At 70.9% G+C, this 18,147-nt stretch carries 18 protein-coding genes, 1 tRNA gene and 1 pseudogene; 17 read left to right on the top strand and 3 right to left on the bottom strand.

Annotated features, from left to right (window positions below; genetic code table 11):
- Nucleotides 1-17: 17 nt before the first annotated feature.
- The 3 genes and pseudogenes from RM555_RS29475 (at nt 18) to RM555_RS29465 (ending at nt 3,945) form a co-directional block, all read left to right on the top strand.
- Nucleotides 18-947, top strand: a complete 930-nt coding sequence (locus tag RM555_RS29475) for a Ppx/GppA phosphatase family protein (protein ID WP_311414793.1) — start codon at nt 18-20, stop codon at nt 945-947.
- A 191-nt stretch (nt 948-1,138) separates the two neighbouring features.
- A pseudogene (locus tag RM555_RS29470) lies at nt 1,139-1,342 on the top strand (leucine zipper domain-containing protein); the annotation flags it as partial.
- A 260-nt stretch (nt 1,343-1,602) separates the two neighbouring features.
- Nucleotides 1,603-3,945, top strand: a complete 2,343-nt coding sequence (locus RM555_RS29465) for an ATP-binding cassette domain-containing protein (RefSeq protein WP_311414776.1) — start codon at nt 1,603-1,605, stop codon at nt 3,943-3,945.
- 115 nt (nt 3,946-4,060) lie between these two features.
- Here the strand turns inward: RM555_RS29465 and RM555_RS29460 are convergent, their stop codons facing one another.
- Together RM555_RS29460 and RM555_RS29455 are read right to left on the bottom strand one after the other, a co-directional pair.
- Nucleotides 4,061-4,264 (bottom strand): DUF397 domain-containing protein, encoded by a 204-nt coding sequence (locus RM555_RS29460; protein WP_311414775.1) that lies wholly within the window; start codon nt 4,262-4,264, stop codon nt 4,061-4,063.
- Nucleotides 4,255-5,064: a helix-turn-helix domain-containing protein gene (locus tag RM555_RS29455; protein WP_311414774.1), complete on the bottom strand. Its 810-nt coding sequence runs from the start codon at nt 5,062-5,064 to the stop codon at nt 4,255-4,257. Before RM555_RS29455 ends, RM555_RS29460 begins: the two co-directional genes overlap by 10 nt.
- Before the next feature lie 153 nt (nt 5,065-5,217).
- Here RM555_RS29455 and RM555_RS29450 point away from each other — a divergent pair, with 153 nt between their 5' ends.
- From RM555_RS29450 to RM555_RS29395, 12 genes are all read left to right on the top strand, one after another.
- Nucleotides 5,218-5,517: a hypothetical protein gene (locus RM555_RS29450; protein ID WP_311414773.1), complete on the top strand. Its 300-nt coding sequence runs from the start codon at nt 5,218-5,220 to the stop codon at nt 5,515-5,517.
- A 55-nt stretch (nt 5,518-5,572) separates the two neighbouring features.
- Nucleotides 5,573-5,905 (top strand): PadR family transcriptional regulator, encoded by a 333-nt coding sequence (locus tag RM555_RS29445; protein WP_311414772.1) that lies wholly within the window; start codon nt 5,573-5,575, stop codon nt 5,903-5,905.
- Nucleotides 5,902-6,963 carry an HAAS signaling domain-containing protein gene (locus tag RM555_RS29440; protein WP_311414771.1) on the top strand — a complete coding sequence of 354 codons (1,062 nt, stop codon included), beginning with the start codon at nt 5,902-5,904 and terminating at the stop codon, nt 6,961-6,963. The genes RM555_RS29445 and RM555_RS29440 overlap by 4 nt, the downstream gene beginning before the upstream one ends.
- Nucleotides 6,964-7,080: 117 nt before the next feature.
- Nucleotides 7,081-7,563 (top strand): LppU/SCO3897 family protein, encoded by a 483-nt coding sequence (locus RM555_RS29435; protein WP_132233438.1) that lies wholly within the window; start codon nt 7,081-7,083, stop codon nt 7,561-7,563.
- A 198-nt stretch (nt 7,564-7,761) separates the two neighbouring features.
- Nucleotides 7,762-8,448, top strand: a complete 687-nt coding sequence (locus RM555_RS29430) for a dienelactone hydrolase family protein (RefSeq protein WP_311414770.1) — start codon at nt 7,762-7,764, stop codon at nt 8,446-8,448.
- 19 nt (nt 8,449-8,467) lie between these two features.
- Nucleotides 8,468-9,181, top strand: coding sequence for a uracil-DNA glycosylase (locus RM555_RS29425; protein WP_132233970.1), 714 nt, complete (start codon nt 8,468-8,470; stop codon nt 9,179-9,181).
- A 78-nt stretch (nt 9,182-9,259) separates the two neighbouring features.
- Nucleotides 9,260-10,003, top strand: coding sequence for a DUF4129 domain-containing protein (locus RM555_RS29420; RefSeq protein ID WP_311414769.1), 744 nt, complete (start codon nt 9,260-9,262; stop codon nt 10,001-10,003).
- A gap of 64 nt (nt 10,004-10,067) precedes the next feature.
- Nucleotides 10,068-10,652, top strand: a complete 585-nt coding sequence (locus tag RM555_RS29415; protein WP_311414768.1) for a hypothetical protein — start codon at nt 10,068-10,070, stop codon at nt 10,650-10,652.
- A complete protein-coding gene (locus tag RM555_RS29410) occupies nt 10,652-11,656 on the top strand; it encodes an AAA family ATPase (RefSeq protein ID WP_311414767.1) in 1,005 nt (334 codons plus the stop codon). Before RM555_RS29415 ends, RM555_RS29410 begins: the two co-directional genes overlap by 1 nt.
- A 14-nt stretch (nt 11,657-11,670) precedes the next feature.
- On the top strand, nt 11,671-13,068 hold the full coding sequence (locus RM555_RS29405) for a DUF58 domain-containing protein (RefSeq protein ID WP_311414766.1): 1,398 nt from the start codon (nt 11,671-11,673) through the stop codon (nt 13,066-13,068).
- A complete protein-coding gene (locus RM555_RS29400) occupies nt 13,065-13,625 on the top strand; it encodes a hypothetical protein (protein ID WP_311414765.1) in 561 nt (186 codons plus the stop codon). The genes RM555_RS29405 and RM555_RS29400 overlap by 4 nt, the downstream gene beginning before the upstream one ends.
- Nucleotides 13,626-13,729: 104 nt before the next feature.
- Entirely contained in the window at nt 13,730-15,061 is a 1,332-nt protein-coding gene (locus tag RM555_RS29395) for an NAD(P)/FAD-dependent oxidoreductase (RefSeq protein WP_311414764.1), read from the top strand.
- A 78-nt stretch (nt 15,062-15,139) separates the two neighbouring features.
- Here the strand turns inward: RM555_RS29395 and RM555_RS29390 are convergent, their stop codons facing one another.
- Nucleotides 15,140-16,972 carry a hypothetical protein gene (locus RM555_RS29390; protein WP_311414763.1) on the bottom strand — a complete coding sequence of 611 codons (1,833 nt, stop codon included), beginning with the start codon at nt 16,970-16,972 and terminating at the stop codon, nt 15,140-15,142.
- Between the two features lie 102 nt (nt 16,973-17,074).
- Between RM555_RS29390 and RM555_RS29385 the strand changes: the two genes are divergently transcribed.
- A tRNA-Leu gene (locus RM555_RS29385) sits at nt 17,075-17,155 on the top strand.
- Nucleotides 17,156-17,266: 111 nt separating this feature from the next.
- Nucleotides 17,267-18,082, top strand: coding sequence for a Bax inhibitor-1/YccA family protein (locus RM555_RS29380; RefSeq protein WP_121396533.1), 816 nt, complete (start codon nt 17,267-17,269; stop codon nt 18,080-18,082).
- Nucleotides 18,083-18,147: the final 65 nt, after the last annotated feature.

Genomic DNA, 18,147 nt, shown 5'->3' with positions numbered 1-18,147 from the left:
CTGCCGTGACGACGCGTGTGGCCGCCATCGACTGCGGGACCAACTCGATCCGACTGCTGGTCGCCGACCTGCCGGACACCTCGGCGGGTCCGGAGGCTCCGCTGACCGACCTGAGCCGGCGGATGGAGATCGTGCGCCTCGGCCAGGGCGTCGACAGGACGGGCCGGCTGGCCCCGGAGGCGATCGAACGCACGCGGGTCGCGCTGGCCGCGTACGCCGCCGAGATCGAGAAGCTCGGCGCGGAGAGGGTCCGGATGTGCGCCACCTCGGCGTCCCGGGACGCCTCCAACGCCGCCGAGTTCCGCGAGATGGTCGAGCGGACCCTCGGGGTCGCGCCCGAGGTGGTGACCGGCGACGAGGAGGCGCGGCTCTCCTTCACCGGCGCGGTGCGCGGGCTGCCCGCCGACGCGCGCGAGCCGTACCTGGTCGTCGACATCGGCGGCGGCTCGACCGAGTTCGTCGTCGGCACCCGCGCGGGCGGCGTCGAGGCGGCCATCTCGATGGACATCGGCTGCGTCCGGATGACCGAGCGGCACCTGCACGGAGACCCGCCGGGGCCGGACGAGGTCGCCGCCGCGCAGGCCGACATCGCGGCGGCGGTGGACCGCGCGCTGGAGGCCGTGCCGGGCCGGCAGGCCGCCACGCTGGTCGGGCTCGCCGGTTCGGTCACCACCGTGGTCGCGATCGCCCAGGACCTCCAGGAGTACGACCCGAGCCGCATCCACCACGCCCGGGTGCCGTACGACGCGGTGGCCGCGACGACCGCCGACCTGCTCGGCAAGAGCCGGGAGCAGCGGCTGGCGATCCCGGTGATGCACCCGGGCCGCGCGGACGTGATCGGGGCGGGCGCCCTGGTGCTCCGGGTGATCATGGAACGGGCGGGGATGGACTCGGTGGTCGCCTCCGAGCACGACATCCTCGACGGCATCGCCTGGAGCCTGGCGTAGCAGATTGGCCCTGGGCAACTTTGTCGCGCGGCCCCGGGGCCGGCTCGTGTCCGCGTGGCAGTCCAAGTTGTACTGCCCAGGCAGGTTGGTTGAGGTTGTGTGACGACACGACGTAGATAGATGTGATGACGAAGGCCTCCGATTGTGGAGTGGAGCTGTCTAGGAACCGCTCCGGCAACCATGAGGCCTTCGTGTCCCACGCTAACGCCGCTCTGATTCCTCGTGCATGTCCTCGCCTGGCGCGTTTGATCGTGGATGAGGGCTGGTCGGTCGTCCGTGCGGCGGAACGCTATGACGTGTCCTGGCCGACGGCGAAGCGGTGGGCGCTGCGCTGCGCCGAGCAGCTCGGCGGGGCCGGAATGGCAGACCGGTCATCGCGGCCGCGTCGCAGTCCCCGGGCAGGGCGAGCTGGAGTCACGCCTTAGCCAACTGCCATGTCACGTCCGCCTTCAGCCGCCACTAGGGGAGCTACTATTCTCACCCTCGTGACGCAGGCCGCCAAGTGGACGCACGTGGATCTCGATGCTGCCAACTCAGATCAGACACCCAGGTGCAATTTAGCATCTTGGACATTCCGGCTTGCGTCCGAAGCCTACAAGGTTGACTGTTTGCTCCTAGCGACTGCCGGACACTGCGGACGAACGGGTCGATCGGGATGCTGAGAGCCGGAGCCGTGATCGGCCTCTCCATGCTAAGCGCAGCGGCGGTGCTCGTGGTGCTTTCAAAAACTGTTGGTGATTCAAACGGGCCTTGGTCATGGGCTGAGCTGACGAGCTGGATAGCGGCTCCGTTAGGTATCGCAGTTACCCTAGGCACATGGTGGCTCTCGTACATACGTGATGAGCCCAATCGAGCAACAAACGTTCCAAGATGGCTCGGGCACGGCAGGCCGGGGATAATATCAATCGACATTCCTCGGAGTCACGAGGAAAAAATTATCGGTCGTGAGCATCTTGCCCAAGAGTTAGTTGCCGCCCTGGCGGCCACTAGGAAAAATATGCCTCGGGTGCACGTCTTGGTTGGCATGGGCGGGAGTGGCAAGACGGCCCTTGCCGCGGATGTTGCACTGCGTCTAAGGCGTCGTGGCACGATTGTGTGGTGGCTCTCAGCGACCAGTGCCGCCGACTTGTTGGCAGGCCTTCGGCAGGTAGCCACTGATCTCGCAGCGGATGTAGAGGCTATTGATCGCGCTTGGTCCGGAGGTGCGGGGGCGGCAGACCTGTTGTGGGGGCTCTTGTTGAAGCAACGAAAGCCTTGGCTTCTTGTTTTGGACGATGTAGACGAACCCAATATTCTCGCCGGCTCCCCCTTCGTTCTCGAGGACAGCAAAGGCTGGCTGCGGAATGTCGAAAGTAAGTATGGAAAGGTCCTTGTAACCAGTCGTCCCGGAGGTCGCTGGCCAGTCTGGTGCCGGGCGCATACCCTGCCGCCGCTAGAGATGGCTGACGGGGCGTCTATCCTGATGAAGGATTGCGGAAGAGTAGCTGGCGGCCTGATGGATGCCGAGAATCTCTCGCAACGACTTGGAGGGCTTCCCCTGGCCCTGCGGCTGGCCAACTCCTACATCGCGAATGCTTCCAAAGCGCCATGGCCAGTGCCCGGCAATACGTTCAAGTCGTACCAGTCTCTCCTGGACGAGGGGCGTATCGATGTTGCCTTCCCGCCGCCGTCTGCGCGGAACGAGGATGCGAAGGCGCGGGATAACCTGACTCATATCTGGGATTTGTCGCTCAAGCTCCTGCATCAGAAAGGGAATAGAGGAAGCGGCTCACTACTGTGCTTGTTCGCTCTTTTGGATAGCGCGCCGATACCATTCCGACTCATTCTGGACTCCACCCTCCTTTCAGCTCATCCGGAATTTCTTGGCGCGACTGACGTTGACCTATGGGGCTGGATTACTGCTCTTGAAGAGCTTCAGCTGATCAAGTTAAGTAAACATGAAGAAATAGATTCGGGCGGGATGGGAGAGCCGCTCCTGGTCATGCATCCCGTGATTCGCGACCTAAGCAGGAGTAATCCCAATGCCGTAAGGCGCCGGACTTCACTACTGCACCTTTTAGGCAACTTGATCCATCGGGCAGTTGTTAAAATAAGTTCACCAGTCGGGGCTCCGAACGATGATGCTTGGCGGCTACTGGCACCGCATGTGCTGCACTTGGATGCTGCATTCAAGAACTATCAAAATGCGTTGATGCCGATACGAGCAACCGTCTCGAATGATGCTCGGACGGCGGCAGGAGTCTTAGCGCAACTAGGGACCGCTTCGCGTGCTCTTTCATTGAAAGGAGTCGGCAAGACCTACCACGACCACGTTGAGGCGATTCGTGAAGTCTCGCTTACTCTGAAGACCGGCGAGTTCATTGCAATTGTAGGTCCGTCCGGATGCGGAAAGACCACTCTCCTCAATATTGTCTCAGGGGCAATATTGCCCTCTGAGGGATTGGTTGAGCGTCGGGCGGCACGTATTGGGCAGGTCGCCCAACAGCCACAGTTGCTGCCGTGGCGCAACGTGCACAGGAACATCGAGTTCGGACTCGAATTACTTGGTGTCGAGCGACAGTCAAGGGAGCGAAAGGTTCAGCGCTGCCTGGAGCTTCTTGACATGACAGACCTGGCATCTCGATACATTCATGAACTCTCCGGTGGGCAGCAAGCCATGGTGTCTATCGCTCGAGCGCTAATTCGAGAGCCGGATCTATTCTTGCTCGACGACCCATTTGGTTCGCTTGACAGCCTTACCCGACTGAACGCCTCGCATGAACTTTATCGGCTCCACACGCATCTCAAGGCAACAACCGTTCTTATCACACACGATATATCCGAGGCGGTTTACCTCTCCGACCGGGTGCTAGTTCTGTCACGTAGACCAGGTCAAATCGTTGCAGAATTCACCAATCCGCTTCCCCATCCCCGCTCCCGCGATTTGAGATACTCGGAGGATCTGCTCGGTCTGGCGGAGCAAATTCGGGTTCACCTCAGTTTGGGGAAGCCTAATTAACGGCCAATCTTGGTCAAGGTCGTCAGTGCTTATTCATGCTGCGCTGCCCTCGCGGCGGGCTGCGTGAAGCGCGAAAGCGGATCAGGCTGTTTGAGTAGGAATGAGCGAAGCCCGGTCAGCGCCCCGGTGCCGGGCCGCCCGCGACGCCGGTGACGAAGCGGGACCAGGCGGCCGGGTCGAAGGAGAGTGCCGGGCCTGAGCGGTCCTTGCTGTCGCGTACCAGCACCACGCCGGGCAGGTTGTCGGCGACCTCCACGCACGAGGCGCCGCCGTTGTCGCTGCGCGTGGACTTGCGCCACCGGGCGCCGGTCAGCTCCATGTCTTCGCCACTTCCTGCATCAGCACCAGCGACTGCCGTCGGGGCAGCGCCTCCGAGCGGACACTTTCCCACCTGCGGTGCAGGCTGGCAATCTCCTCGGCGCGGTCCAGCACCTGGGCGCGCAGCGGGCTGTCGAGATGCGCCACCCAACCCCCGTCCGCGTAGCCGGCCAAAATGAACGGCCCGGCAAGGCCCGGGTAGACACCGACCTCTGCCGGAACGACATGCAGGTGCACGTGTGGACGTGTCGCCAGTGAGATCAGATGGTCGAGCTGCTCGCGCATCACCCCGAATTGGTCGGCCACCGACCGACGGAGGATGCCCTCGTCGAGAACCGCGACCAGTTGCGCTGGCTGGGCGCGATCGAGAATCTGTTGCCGCTGGAGTCGGGCGGACACTCGCTGCTCGATCTGTTCGGGAGGATGAAGGCCGCCGCCGCTGAGGACCGCGCGGGCGTACGCCTCGGTCTGGAGGAGGCCGGGCAGGACCGAGATCTCGAACCACCACAGCGTGGCCGCCTCCTGCTCGACGGCCACCCAGGGCCGGAACCAGGCCGGCGCGGTCTCCAGGCTGACCAGCGGCAGGATCCGCCCGAGCAGGCCGCCGCTGTCGAGCGCCTCGTCCGCCCGGCGGACGAAGTCGAGCGAGGGCGTACGCCGGCCGATCTCGACCATGCCGACCAGTGAGCCGGAGTAGTTGATCCGCCGGGCCAGCTCCTCCTGGCTGAGCCCGCGCTCGGCGCGCAGCCGCCGCAGCTCGCCGGCCAGCAGTTCCAACGCCGACAGTTGCGATCCGGTCATCACACCTCGCTCACCTGGCCTCACGTAACGGGCCGCGCCGACCACCGTCGCGCGGTGCCCCGCGCGTGACTTCCGACCGTAGTCGGACGGTCACGAGAATGGGAGGCGGCGTGGGCCCACAGTGCCCTCACAACGCGAGCGAGGAGCGACGACGTGGCGATCCGAGGCCCCCACCCGGCGTGGTGCGTACCCGAGAGCGGCTGCGGAGCCAGCGCGCTGCACCTGTCCCGCCTGCGGCCCGTGGCGCCCCGCGGTGACGAGGTGATCCAGGTGCGCGCCGGGCTCTGGCTGATGGACGTCGGGCGGTTGCGCCCCTGCGGAGTGCTGCTGGAGTTGTCCGCCGACGACGAGCCAGAGCGCTGGCCGATCGACCTCGCGCAGGCTCGCGCGCTGGTGCACGTACTCCGGGATCTGCTGCGGACCGCGGACGAGGCGGCGCGGCGCGTGGCCTGACCCGCGCGGCGCGTCCCGTTGACGGTACTTCGCATTGCGCAGTAGTGTGCAATGCGTGGACACCACACAACTGCTGAAGGGCGTGCTGGACCTCGCGGTCCTCGCCGTGCTCCGGGAGGAGGACGGCTACGGCTACGACATCCTGCGCCGGCTGCGCGATGCCGGGTTGGAGGAGGTCGGCGACGCCTCGGTCTACGGCACGCTGCGCCGGCTCTACGGCGCCGGCCTGCTGACCACCTACGTCGTGCCGAGCGAGTCCGGCCCGCACCGCAAGTACTACTCACTCAACGCCGCCGGCCGGGACCAGCTCACCCGCTCCGGCAAGCTCTGGCGCTCGTTCGCCACCACCATGGACGCACTGCTCGACGATCGGGGGATGGCGGCATGACCGTCACTGAGCAGGAGATCGCGGACTACGCCGCACGGGTCCGGGCCGCGCTGGCCGACCTGCCGCCGGCGCACCGCGACGAGTTGACCGAGGACCTGCCGGAGCACCTCGCCGAGGTCGCCGCCGAGGCCGGCGGCTCGCTGGTCGACCGGCTCGGCGAGCCCGAGGCGTACGCGGCCGAGCTGCGCGCCGCCGCCGGGGTCGGCGTCACGATCGGCGGCGGGCGCCGCAGCCGTCGCCTCGGTGTCGCCGTGGACCGGCTCCGCGCCCGGGCGCACCGCTGGGACGTCCAACTCGGACCACCCCTCGGGTACGCCTCGGCCAGCGAGTTCCTCCGGCTGCTCCGGCCGGCGTGGTGGGTGCTGCGGGGCTACCTGGCCGCCATGCTCGTCACGGTGGTCACGACCGGCGACACGTTCGGTGTGCTGCCCGAGCTCAACGGCAGCCTGCTGGCCGGCCTGGTGCTGCTCGCCGGCAGCGTGCTCGCCTCGATCTGGCTCGGCCACCACACGCCGGGCCTGACCCGGCCCAAGCGGCGGGTGCTGCACGTCGGCACGGCGGTGCTGGTGATCTTCGGGCTGGTCGGCCTGGCGGACATGAACGACCGGGTCGGCAGCGGCGACCTCGACTACGAGCAGATCTCGATCGACGGCCGGTACGACCACATCCGGGACGTCTTCGTCTACGACAGCGAGGGGCGGCTGGTGTCCAACGCCCGGCTCTTCGACCAGAACGGCGACCCGATCCGGCTCGGTCGTCCGATGTGCCCGAACCCGCCGGACCTGAACCTGGCCAACGCGCTGCTGCGCCCGTACCCGTACTGCCCGGAGTGGGCGCCGTTCGGGCCCCGGCCGGGCGCGAGCACCCCGCCCCTGCTGAACCCGCCGGGACTGCCGGTACCCGCCCCCTCGGAGGCCGCGCCCGCGCCGGGCGGCAACCTGACCCCGACGCCCACGCCGGGCGGCAACCCGACCCCGACGCCCACGCCGACCGGCACCTCGACCCCCGCGCCCGCATCGACGGGCATGCCGGGCACCCCCACGCCGAGCCGGACGTGAACGAGATCATGGAATGAAGCTGGGAAATAGCTGAACGGATGAGTCCAGCGGGGCAACGGCTGTCGGTCCCGGTCGCTACGGTGTCGTCTGCTCACTCACCCCCCGGAAGGAAAACGCGTGTCAGAGCAGGTCGCACCGCCCCCCGCGCCGGACGCCGCCCAGCCCCCGTCGGCCGTCCAGGCGCCGCCCCCGGCGGAGCCCCAGGCCGAGAAGTCCGGTTCCAAGAAGCTGCTCGGCATCGTGGGCGCGATCGTCGTGTTTCTGGTCGTCGCGGGCCTCAAGTTCGGCATCGGCTCGGCGATCGGCAACTTCTTCAACAAGGACGAGACCGCTGAGGCCAAGGTCGGCGACTGCATCGCCGAGCTGCCCGAGGTGACCGGCACCAAGGAGGAGAAGGTCGACGGCGCGAAGGTCGTCGAGTGCACCTCCACCGACGCCGTCTACAACGTGGTCGGCCGCGTCGACGGGCAGACCCAGGCGCAGGCCCGCTCCGGCGAGGCGTGCGGGCAGTACATCAAGGAGGACCAGGAGGGCTACGTCTACTACAGCATCGAGCCGGGCAAGACCGGCTACCTGCTGTGCCTGACGAAGAAGGCCTGATCTCCCGGCACGACAGGACCGCCGACGGCGGCGCGGACGACGTCCGCGCCGCCGTCGGCGTCCGTGGGTGGGGGCCGGCAGGAGGTGTATGCCACTGTTCCGGCGTCTTCCCCGGGGCGCTCACGGCGTGGCAGGCTACCGACACGTAGCAACACTGTGCGACCAGCCAACGATGACTGACCGCTAGGAGGACGGCCGATGGGCGAGATGGTGAGCTACCGCGGCAACGGGGGGACGGGCGAGGGGTATCTCGCGATACCCTCCGGCGGTGCGACCAGCCCTGCGGTCATCGTCATCCAGGACTGGTGGGGCCTGGTGCCGCACGTCCGGGCGGTCGTGGACCGCTTCGCCGAGGCCGGTTTCGTCGCCCTCGCCCCGGACTTCCGCCACGGCGGCCCGGCCAGCAGGCCGAGTGAGCCCCGCCAGATGCTGAACAGCCAGCAGATGGACGAGGCGGCGGCGGACATCGCCGGCGCGGCCGACTACCTCGCCAGCCGGCCCGAGGTCGCCGGCAAGGTGGGCTGTGCGGGCTTCTGCGCCGGGGCGAGCCTGGCCCTCTGGGCGGCGACCCGGTCCGAGCGGATCGTCGCCACCACCGCCTTCTACCCGCGGCTGCCGTGGGACGGGATGCGCCCCGAGTGGCCCGACTACGCGGGCAAGGCGGCGCTCATCCACTGCTCCGAAGAGGACGGCACCTCCGCCGCCGACGGCGTACGCACCGTCCGCCGCGCCATCGAGACCTCCGGCGGCACCTGCCAGGTCCACGACTACCCCGGCACCTCGCACGCCTTCTTCAACGAGGACCGGCCGGAGAACTTCGACCAGCGCGCCGCCGCCACCGCCTGGGCCCGCACCCTCGAACTCTTCCGGGCCAAGCTTGGCTGAGCCCCGTACGCCCGACGAGGTGGTCGCCCGCGCCGCGCGGGCGACCGACCTGGCCGACCTCGACGCCGCCGTCAGCGACTGCTTCGCCTGCCCGCGGCTGGTGCGGTGGCGCGAGGAGGTGGCCCGCGTCCGCCGGGCGGCCTTCCGGGACCAGGAATACTGGGGCCGGCCGGTGCCCGGCTTCGGCGCCCCCGACGCGCGCATCGCCATCCTCGGCCTGGCGCCCGCCGCGCACGGCGGCAACCGCACGGGCCGCATCTTCACCGGCGACCGGTCCGGCGACGTCCTGTTCGCCGCGTTGCACCGGGCCGGCCTGGCCAACCAGCCGACCAGCGTCGCCGCCGACGACGGGCTCACCGTGCGCGACCTGCGGATCTTCTCCGCCGTGCGCTGCGCCCCGCCGGACAACAAGCCCACCCCCGAGGAGCGGGACACGTGCGCGCCGTGGCTGCACCGCGAGGTGACGCTGATCCGGCCCACCCTGCGCGTCGTGGTCGCGCTGGGAGCGTTCGCCTGGGCCTCGTGGTGGCCGGTGCTGCGCCAGGTGTACGGTCTGCGACCGCCCAGCCCGCGACCGGCGTTCGGCCATGGGGCACACTGGTCCGGCACGGGCGCACCGGCGCTGCTCGGCTGCTACCACGTCAGCCAGCAGAACACCTTCACCGGGCGGCTGACACCAGGGATGCTGGACGATGTGTTCGCCCGGGCGAAGCAACTGGCCGGGGCGGACTGAGGCGCGGGGGCGGTGGCGATGACGGACGGAACGCGTCGAGTCGTGGGACACGCCCCGGCGACCCGGAGGTAGCCCTCGATGGAAATCAGCGTCCTGCGCAGGTGGTGGCCGGTCGCGGCGGTGGTGCTCCTGCTGGCCGTCGCCGCGTTCTCGTCCGCCCACTCGTCGATCGGCGCCAGCCGGATCCCGCCCGCCGCCGACAACATCCCGTACGTGCCGGAGTATCCGAGCGCCGAGCCGGTCGAGTCGATCCCCGTCGAACCGCGGGACGCCGGCCAGGCCACCCAGGCGTCGATCCCGCAGTGGATCGCCACCGTCGCCATCGTACTTCTCGGGCTGGCGATCCTCGTCGTCTTCGGCTATCTCACCTGGACGTTGGTCCGGGGCGCGATGCGGCGCACCACCCGGGCGCTGCCGGCCCAACGGTCCCGGCGGACGCCCGAGGGCACCGCCCGCGAGGTGGCCGCCGCCCTCGACGCCGGCCTGGAGGAGTTGGACGACCGCGACACCGATCCGCGTACGGCGGTGATCGCCTGCTGGGTGCGTCTGGAGCAGGCCGCGGCCGGGGCCGGCGTGCCCCGGCTGGCCGGCGACACCCCCACCGACCTGGTCACCCGGCTGTTGCGGGGCGACCCGTCAATGGGCATCCCGGCCATCGCCAGCGCCGACGTGCTGGCCGAGTTCGCCCACGTCTACCGCGAGGCCCGCTACGCCACCCGTGAGGTCGACGAGCGCACCCGCGACCAGGCCCGGGCGGCGCTGCGTCGGCTGCGCGGCGAGTTGACCGTCGCGGTCGCCGACGACACGGAGGTGCCGGCGTGACCGGGGCACCCACCGGCGTGACCGGGGCGCGGCCGGCGCCCGCCCGACGTGGCGAGGTGACGCCGTGAGCAGCACCAGCATCGACGACCTGTTGAGCGTCGAGGACGAGCGGCCGGCACGCGCCGAGCCCCGGCGGGGCGGGCGGGTCGGCCGGGTGCTGCGTCCCCTGGCCGGCGTCGCGGCCGTCGTGATCGTGCTGGTCGCCGGCCTGCGCCTGGTGGGCCTGCGGGTCTCGCTGCCGGTCCTCGTGGCCGGGGTGGTCGCGCTGTTCGTGGTGCGTCGCGTCGTCGCCGCCCTCACGCCCCCGCCCCCGCCCCGCGGCGGCGGCCGGGCCCCTGTCGCCGACGACGACGGCACCTGGAACTGGGGCGTCAGGGACGCGCTGCGCACCGCGATCAACGGCTGGGAACTGCCGCTGGACTGGTCGGCCACCCGGCCCGAACGCTTCACCACCGTGATCCTGCCCCGGCTCGGGGAGTTGGCCGACGAGCGGCTGAGCCAGCGGCACGGCGTGACCCGCGAGTCGGATCCGGCCCGGGCCCGGGTGCTGCTGGGTGACCAGCTGTGGAAGTTCCTGGAGACCCCGCCTCGCCGCACCCCGTCGCCGCGCAACCTCGCGGCGATCGTCGCCGAACTGGAGAGACTGTGATGAACGACGTGGACCGCAGCATGTCCGCCGCCGAGGTCGGCCCCCTCGCCCGGTCGGTGCTGGAGGCGGTCGGTCAGGTCGTGGTCGGCAAGCGGGACGCGCTGGAACTGGTGCTCGCCGGCATCCTGGCCGGCGGCCACGTGCTGCTGGAGGACCTGCCGGGCCTCGGCAAGACGCTGACCGCGCGGTCCTTCGCCCAGGCGCTCGGGCTGGACTTCCGCCGGCTCCAGTTCACCCCCGACCTGCTGCCCGCCGACGTGACCGGTTCGTTCCTGTACGACCAGCGCAGCGGCGACTTCTCGTTCCGGGCCGGGCCGGTCTTCACCAACCTGCTCCTCGCCGACGAGATCAACCGGACCCCGCCGAAGACCCAGTCGGCCCTGCTGGAGGCGATGCAGGAGAAGCAGGTCTCGGTGGAGGGCGTGACGTACAAGCTGGACGAGCCGTTCCACGTGCTCGCCACCGCCAACCCCATCGAGTACGAGGGCACGTACCCGCTGCCGGAGGCGCAGCTCGACCGGTTCCTGCTCCGGGTCTCCTTCGGTTACCCCGAAGCCGAGGAGGAGTGGGAGGTGCTGCGCCGGCGGATGGCCCGCCGCCGCGAGGAGGCGGACATCAAGCCGGTGGTCGACGCCGCGACCCTGCGCGCCATGCAGGCCGCGCTGGAGGACGTGGTCGTGGAGGACTCCGTCGGCCGCTACATCGTCGCGCTGACCGCCGCCACCCGGGAACACCCGTCGGTGCTGGTCGGCGCCTCGCCGCGCGGCTCGCTGGCGCTGCTGCTGCTGTCCCGCGTACGTGCCGTGATGGCTGGTCGCGACTACGTCGTCCCGGAGGACGTCAAGGAGGTCGCCGCGCCCGCCCTGGCACACCGGATCACGTTGCGTCCCGAGATGTGGTTGCGTCGTGTCGACCCGTCCTTCGTGGTCGGCGAGGTGCTGGAGGCGACCCCGGCGCCCGCCAGCGGTGCGCTGCCCAGCTACGCCGCCGGCCCCGGGCACTGATGGTCGCGCCCGCCGTGTCGTCCCGGGTCGAGTCGCCGCCACCGGAGCCGGGGCCCGCGACCGGCTGGGTGCCCACGTGGGCGCTCGGCCGGGCGGTGCTCCTCACCGGGCTGCTGCTGATCGCGGGGGTGCTGCTCGGCCGGGTGGACCTGGTCGTGCTGGCCGCCCCGTTCGCACTGGGCACCGCGTACGCGCTGCGCCGCCGGCCGACCGCCCTGCCGCAGATCTGGGTCTCCGCCGACGAGGGGCACCTGGTCGAGGGCGGCGAGCTGACCGGCACGGTCACCGTCGGCAACCCGGACCTGATCGACTACGACGTGGCGGTGGTGCGCAGCCGGGTCTCGCCGTGGCTGCGGGTGCAGCGGGTGACGATCGCCGGGGCGACCACCGCGTCCGGGGCGGGCTCGGCCGTCGCCCCGTCCGTCGCCGACCGGCCGTTCGTGACCGCCGTCCCGACGGCGGCGGCCGTGGACCTGGAGCTGACCGGCACGGCGCTGCGCTGGGGCCGGCACCCCATCGGCCCGGCGGGCGCCCGGGCGGCTGCCGCGCAGGGACTGCTGGTCTCCCGCGCCGTGATCGCCGAGCCGTCCCGGTTGCGGGTCTACCCGAGGACCGAGCCGTTCGACGCGGTCGAGGCGATGCCCCGGGCCGCCGGCCTGGTCGGCGCGCACCACTCGCGCCGGCCCGGCGAGGGCGGCGAACTGGCCGGCGTACGGGTCTTCGCCCCGGGCGACCGGCTGCGCCGGATCGACTGGCGGGTCTCGCTGCGCGCCCGGCAACTGCACGTGGCGGCCACCCTCTCCGACCGCGACGCCGAGGTGGTGGTGCTGCTCGACGTGCTCGCCGAGGCGGGCCGCTCGGGCGGCGTGTCCGGGGCCGCCTCCGTGCTGGACACCACCGTCCGGGCCGCCGCCGCGATCGCCGAGCACTACCTGCACCGTGGCGACCGGGTGTCGATGCTCGAGTACGGCCCGGCCGCCCGCCGGCTGCGCCCGGCCACCGGCCGCCGGCAGTACCTGACGGTCCTGGAGTGGCTGCTGGAGGTGCGGGCGGAGCACTCCCCGCACGAGCCGTACGACCAGGTGTTCGGGCCGCAGCTGCTGTCGGCGGACGCGCTGGTGGTGGTCCTCACCCCGCTGCTCGACGAGCGGTCGGCGCAGATGCTGGCCCGCCTGGCCCGCTCCGGGCGGTTCGTGGTCGCGGTGGACACCCTGCCGGCGGACCTCACTCCGCCGAAGGACCGGGGCTGGGCCGAGGTGGCGTACCGGCTGTGGCGGCTGGACCGGGACACCATGATCGGGCAGCTGCGGGAGCACGGCGTGCCGGTGGTGCGGTGGGCCGGCGCGGGCAGCCTCGACGAGGTGCTGCGGGACGTGGCCCGCCTGGCGACCGCCCCGAGGGTGGCCCGGTGAGCGCGGTCACCGAACGGGTCAGGGCGCTGCGGTACGCCGCCGCCCGGATCAGCCTGACGCCGCTGCTGGTGCGCGCCGGCATCTTCCTCACCGTGCTGGTCGGCCTGCTGCTCGCGTACCCGTCACAGGTGCTGCTCGGGCGGCCGCTGCTCGCCCTCGTGGCGGTGGCGGTCCTGCCGGCGGTCGGGCCGCGCCGGGTCTGGCCGACCTTCGCGGCGCTGGTCACGGTCGGCGGCTGGCTGGTCGCCACCGACGGGTACGGCCGGCCGATCGCCCTCTGGCGGCTGCTCGCCGTGGCGGCGGTGCTCTACCTCACGCACACCCTCTGCGCGCTGGCCGCCGTGCTGCCGTACGACGCGGTGGTCGACCCGGGCCTGATCGTGCGGTGGCTGGCCCGGGCCGGCGGGGTGCTGCTGGCCACCTTCGTCCTCGGTGTCCTGCTGGTCGAGGTCGGCAGGCTCGGTGGTGACGCCGGACACCAGGCGGCGACGGTGGTCGGTCTGCTCGTGGCGGTGGCGGTGGCGGCGTTGCTGGGGTGGCTGCTGCGCCGCAGGTGACGGCCCTTTTCGGGGGAAGTCATGCAGGTCACAGGGGTTGTGCTCCGTCACAGAGAAGGGGCGCGAGCGGGATTAGCCGGGCCGCGCGGGGAAAGATAGATGACGTGAACCCGAAGCGGATCCTTGTGGTGGGTGCCGGGCACGTCGGTCTCTACGCGGCACTGCGCCTGTCGAAGAAGCTCAGCTCCCGTGAGGCCGAGGTCGTCGTGGTGGACCCTCAGCCCCACATGACCTACCAGCCGTTCCTGCCCGAGGCGGCGGCCGGCAACATCTCGCCCCGGCACTCCGTGGTGCCGCTGCGGCGGGAGTTGCGGCGGTGCAAGGTGGTGGCGGGCGCGGTGACCCGGATCGACCACCACCGCAAGACCGCCGTGGTGCAGCCCATCAGCGGCCCCACCCGGGAGATCCCGTACGACCACGTGGTCGTCGCCCCGGGTTCGGTCTCCCGGACGCTGCCGATCCCCGGCCTGCACGAGCACGGCATCGGCTTCAAGACCATCGGCGAGGCCATCTACCTGCGCAACCACGTGCTGGACCGGCTCGACGTGGCCGCCGCCACGCCCGACCCGGCCGTCCGCCGGTCGGCGCTGACCTTCACCTTCGTCGGCGGCGGCTACGCCGGCATCGAGGCGCTCGCCGAGATGGAGGACATGGCCCGGGACGCCCTGAAGTACTACCCGGAGCTCAAGCCCGAGGACATGCGCTGGGTGCTGGTCGAGGCGACCCAGCGGGTGCTGCCCGAGGTCGACCGGGACATGGGCGCCTACACGGTGCAGCAACTGCTCAAGCGGAACATGGACATCCGGCTGGACACCCGCCTGGAGTCCTGCCTCGACGGGGTGGTGAAGCTCTCCGACGGCGACAGCTTCCGCTCCGACACCATCGTCTGGACGGCCGGCGTGAAGCCGTCGCCGATGCTGGACGCGACGGACTTCCCGCGCGACGAGCGGCGGCGGGTCACCTGCCTGCCGACGCTCCAGGTGGTCGACGGCGACCGGGTGGTCGACGGCGCCTGGAGCGCCGGTGACTGCGCGGCCGTGCCGGACCTGACGAAGGAGCCCGGCAACTACTGCTCGCCGAGCGCCCAGCACGCGGTCCGCCAGGCCGCCCGGATGGCCGACAACATCGTCAACGTCGTCCGTGGCCGGGAGCCGGTGGAGTACAAGCACAAGCACGCCGGCAGCGTCGCCAGCCTCGGCCTGCACAAGGGCGTGGCCCAGGTGTACGGGATCAAGATGACCGGCTGGCCGGCGTGGTTCATGCACCGGACGTACCACATGAGCCGGATCCCGTCGTTGAACCGCAAGGTCCGGGTCGTGGTCGACTGGTCGCTGGCGTTCTTCCTGAAGCGCGAGGTGGTCGCCCTGGGCCAACTGCACGACCCGCGCGAGGAGTTCGCCGAGGCGTCCCAGCCGGTCGGCGCCGGCCGCGCCTGACGGACCGGCCCGCGATCTGGTGTAAGGAAGGGCCCCTTCCTATCGCGTACGCGATAGGAAGGGGCCCTTCCTTACACCTCAGACGAGCCAGGTCCAGGCGTCGGCGATCCGGGTGGCGGGGCCGTAGAGCTGCTCCAGCGTGCCGCGGAGGCTGTCGGCGTGCGGGGTGCCGTCGGCCAGCGCCACGCAGGAGGCGCCCCAGAACTCCGCGTCCTCCGCGGCCTGCCGGCGCTGTTCGTCCCCGATGACGGGTTGACCGCCGCGCCTGCCGACCTCGGCCAGCAGGGCCGACGTGGGCTGCGCGTAGGTGCCCATCGCCGCCGTGCCGCCGCGACCGTACGGGCCGATGAAGAAGCCCTCCGGCATGCCGAACGCCGCGTCGGCGGCGGTCGCCCAGCGCATCGGCCACGGTTGCTTGGGCGTGGCGAGCGGCACCGGCACCAGCACCCCGCCCGGCTCGACGCACTGGCGCCAGTGCCCGCCGGTGACGAACTCGGGCAGCGGCGGGCGCTCGGCGGTGGGCAGCGGGGTCGGCAGCAGCGGCAGCAGCGCCACGCCGACCGCCGCCGGCACCAGGCGGCGGGCCAGGCCGGGGCCGCGCAGCGCCCGGTCGACCGCCAGCACCAGCAGCGTGGCGATCAGCGGGAGCACCGCGAGGGCGAACCGCATCGGTAGCGCACCGTCCACCACGGGCAGGCCCGAGAGCAGGGCGTACGGGCCCGGGACGGCGGTGCGTTCGCCGTCGACGACCACCTGGGGGCCGAGTGACAGCGCCCCTGTCACGAGCGTGCCGACCACGCACGCGACGACCAGCGGGCGACGGCCCAGCCAGAGCGCGCAGGCGGCGGCGACCAGCAGCAGGGGCAGCCCGAGGAAGGTGTTGTACTCGGCCGGCCCGGTGGTCAGTCGGGCAGCCCCGTCGCCGCCCGCGATCGACAGCGGCGAGACGGTCCACCAGCTACGCAGGTCCGCCGAGAAGTAGTGCGGGCTGAACATGCCGTCCGAGACGCCCTGCGGGCCGGCGAACTGGAACCACAGCGGCCAGGCCAGTACGACCAGGGCCAGCCCGGCGGCGAGCATCATCCCCCCGGCGAAGCCGGGCAGGGCGCGGCGGGCCAGGTTCCGGTCCACCACCGCGTAGGTGACCGCCATCACCAGCAGCGTGACCGCGCAGAGGAAGAGCACCTCCTCGCCGACGAAGACCTGCGCGGTGACCGCCGCCGCCAGGCCGACGGCCGAGCTGACCACCCGGCGGCGGTCCGGCCCGTCGGCGGTGCCCGCCGGGTCGGCGGCCCACAGCATGCGGACCACCAGCCAGACGATCACCGGTACGAGCCACTGCGCGGTCATGTGCAGGTGGCTGTTGGTCTGCGAGACCATCCCCGGGCCGAACCCGCAGAGCGCCGCTCCGAGCGCGGCGGCGACCCGGCGGGCGTGCAGGACCCGGGTGAAGAGCAGGTACCAGGCGATCGAGGTGCCGGCCAGGTTCGCCATGGCCAGCAGGGCGAAGGTCACCGGCGCGCCGAACGACAGGGTCACCGGGGCGAGGAGCACCCCGAGCGCGATGACGGTGGTGTTGGTCATCAGGTTGACCCCGTCCGGTGCGTTGAGCCGCCCGGTGAGCAGGTCGAAGTCGCCGAGCAGCGCCCGCGAGTCGACGGCGAGGAACCACTCGTAGAGGGCCTGGTCCTCCGGGTTGAGCGCCAGGACCCGGGCCGCCGGGTCGGGCCAGAGCCCGTGGGTGAGCCAGCCGGCCAGCGCCAGGAAGAGCAGCACGACGGTGACGTCCGCCCGGCGACGGTGGACGGCGGTCAGCAGGCGCGCCGGCCGGAGCCGGCGGGACGGCCGGTCGACGGCGAGGACAGCCTGGTCAGGGACGGCGTCGGGGGCCGTGGGGGCTGCGCTGCTCACGGTCTCGACCCTAGTGCGACCCGCCTGCCGGGGTACGCCGGGTCGCCGCCGACCCGCTACCGTGACACTGCACCACGCGTGTCGACCCGCGCGGTGTCACCCGCCCGGGTGGTGGAACGGCAGACACGGCCGCCTTAAAAGCGGCTGCCGCAAGGCGTGCGGGTTCGACCCCCGCCCCGGGCACGCCGCACTCTCAGCTTCCGCTCAGCTTGGCGATCTCCACGGGACTGCCCTGGGCGTTTACTCTTGGGGGTGCACGTTCACGTGCAACGACCCCCTGAGGGAGGCCTGACAGTGAAGACTTCGAACCCGGTGCTCGCCCGGCTCGGCCAGGCGGCCGAGCGGGAGCGCTCCGCCGGGTACGCCCCGACCGGGCCGTACGGACAGCCCGGTTATCCACAGCAGTACCCGACGGAGGCCGGCTACCCGGCGGCCCCGCCGACCGTCAACACCATGTCGATCGACGACGTGGTGGTCAAGACCGTCACGCTCCTCGGCATCCTCGGCGTCTCCGCCGCGGCCGCCTGGGTGCTGGTGCCCGACGCGCTGCTCGGCGCGGCCTGGATCGGCGCGGCGGTGGTCGGCCTGGTCCTGGGCCTGATCATCTCGTTCTCCCGGATGGCGAACCCGGCGCTGGTCGTCGCGTACGCCGTCGTCGAGGGCGTCTTCGTCGGCATGGTCAGCAAGTTCTTCAACTCGCTCTACGACGGCATCGTGGTCCAGGCGGTGACCGCCACGTTCGGTGTCTTCTTCGTGATGGCCATGCTCTACAAGGCGAAGGTCATTCGGGCCACCCCGAAGTTCGTCAAGGGCATGATCGCCGTGATGGCGGGTCTCTTCGCCGTCATGCTGATCAACCTCGTGTTCGCGCTCTTCGGCGTGAACACCGGCCTGCGCGACGGCAGCCCGCTGGCGATCGGGTTCAGCCTGGTCTGCATCGTGGTCGCGTCGCTGAGCTTCGTGCTCAGCTTCAAGGAGGTCGAGGACGGCGTCCGGATGGGGCTGCCCCAGCGCTACTCCTGGGTCGCCGCCTTCGGCATTCTGGTCAGCCTGGTCTGGCTCTACATCGAGATCCTGCGCCTGCTGAGCTACTTCCAAGGCGACGACTGACCGTCGCCCGCGACCGACCGGCGCCCGCCCCCGCATTTGCGAGGGCGGGCGCCGTCGTCTACCCC

The sequence above is a fragment of the Micromonospora reichwaldensis genome, from assembly GCF_031845925.1.
Taxonomy (GTDB): domain Bacteria; phylum Actinomycetota; class Actinomycetes; order Mycobacteriales; family Micromonosporaceae; genus Micromonospora; species Micromonospora reichwaldensis.
The sequence above is the reverse complement of the archived record's forward strand: the minus strand, read 5'-3'. Positions and strand labels throughout refer to the sequence as shown.

Excerpts from the sequence above, each read along its gene's own strand:
- RM555_RS29465 (WP_311414776.1), top strand. The coding sequence starts at position 1,603 with ATGCTGAGAGCCGGAGCCGTGATCGGCCTCTCCATGCTAAGCGCAGCG.
- RM555_RS29460 (WP_311414775.1), bottom strand. The coding sequence starts at position 4,264 with ATGGAGCTGACCGGCGCCCGGTGGCGCAAGTCCACGCGCAGCGACAAC.
- RM555_RS29455 (WP_311414774.1), bottom strand. The coding sequence starts at position 5,064 with ATGACCGGATCGCAACTGTCGGCGTTGGAACTGCTGGCCGGCGAGCTG.
- RM555_RS29440 (WP_311414771.1), top strand. The coding sequence starts at position 5,902 with ATGACCGTCACTGAGCAGGAGATCGCGGACTACGCCGCACGGGTCCGG.
- RM555_RS29430 (WP_311414770.1), top strand. The coding sequence starts at position 7,762 with ATGGGCGAGATGGTGAGCTACCGCGGCAACGGGGGGACGGGCGAGGGG.
- RM555_RS29420 (WP_311414769.1), top strand. The coding sequence starts at position 9,260 with ATGGAAATCAGCGTCCTGCGCAGGTGGTGGCCGGTCGCGGCGGTGGTG.
- RM555_RS29410 (WP_311414767.1), top strand. The coding sequence starts at position 10,652 with ATGAACGACGTGGACCGCAGCATGTCCGCCGCCGAGGTCGGCCCCCTC.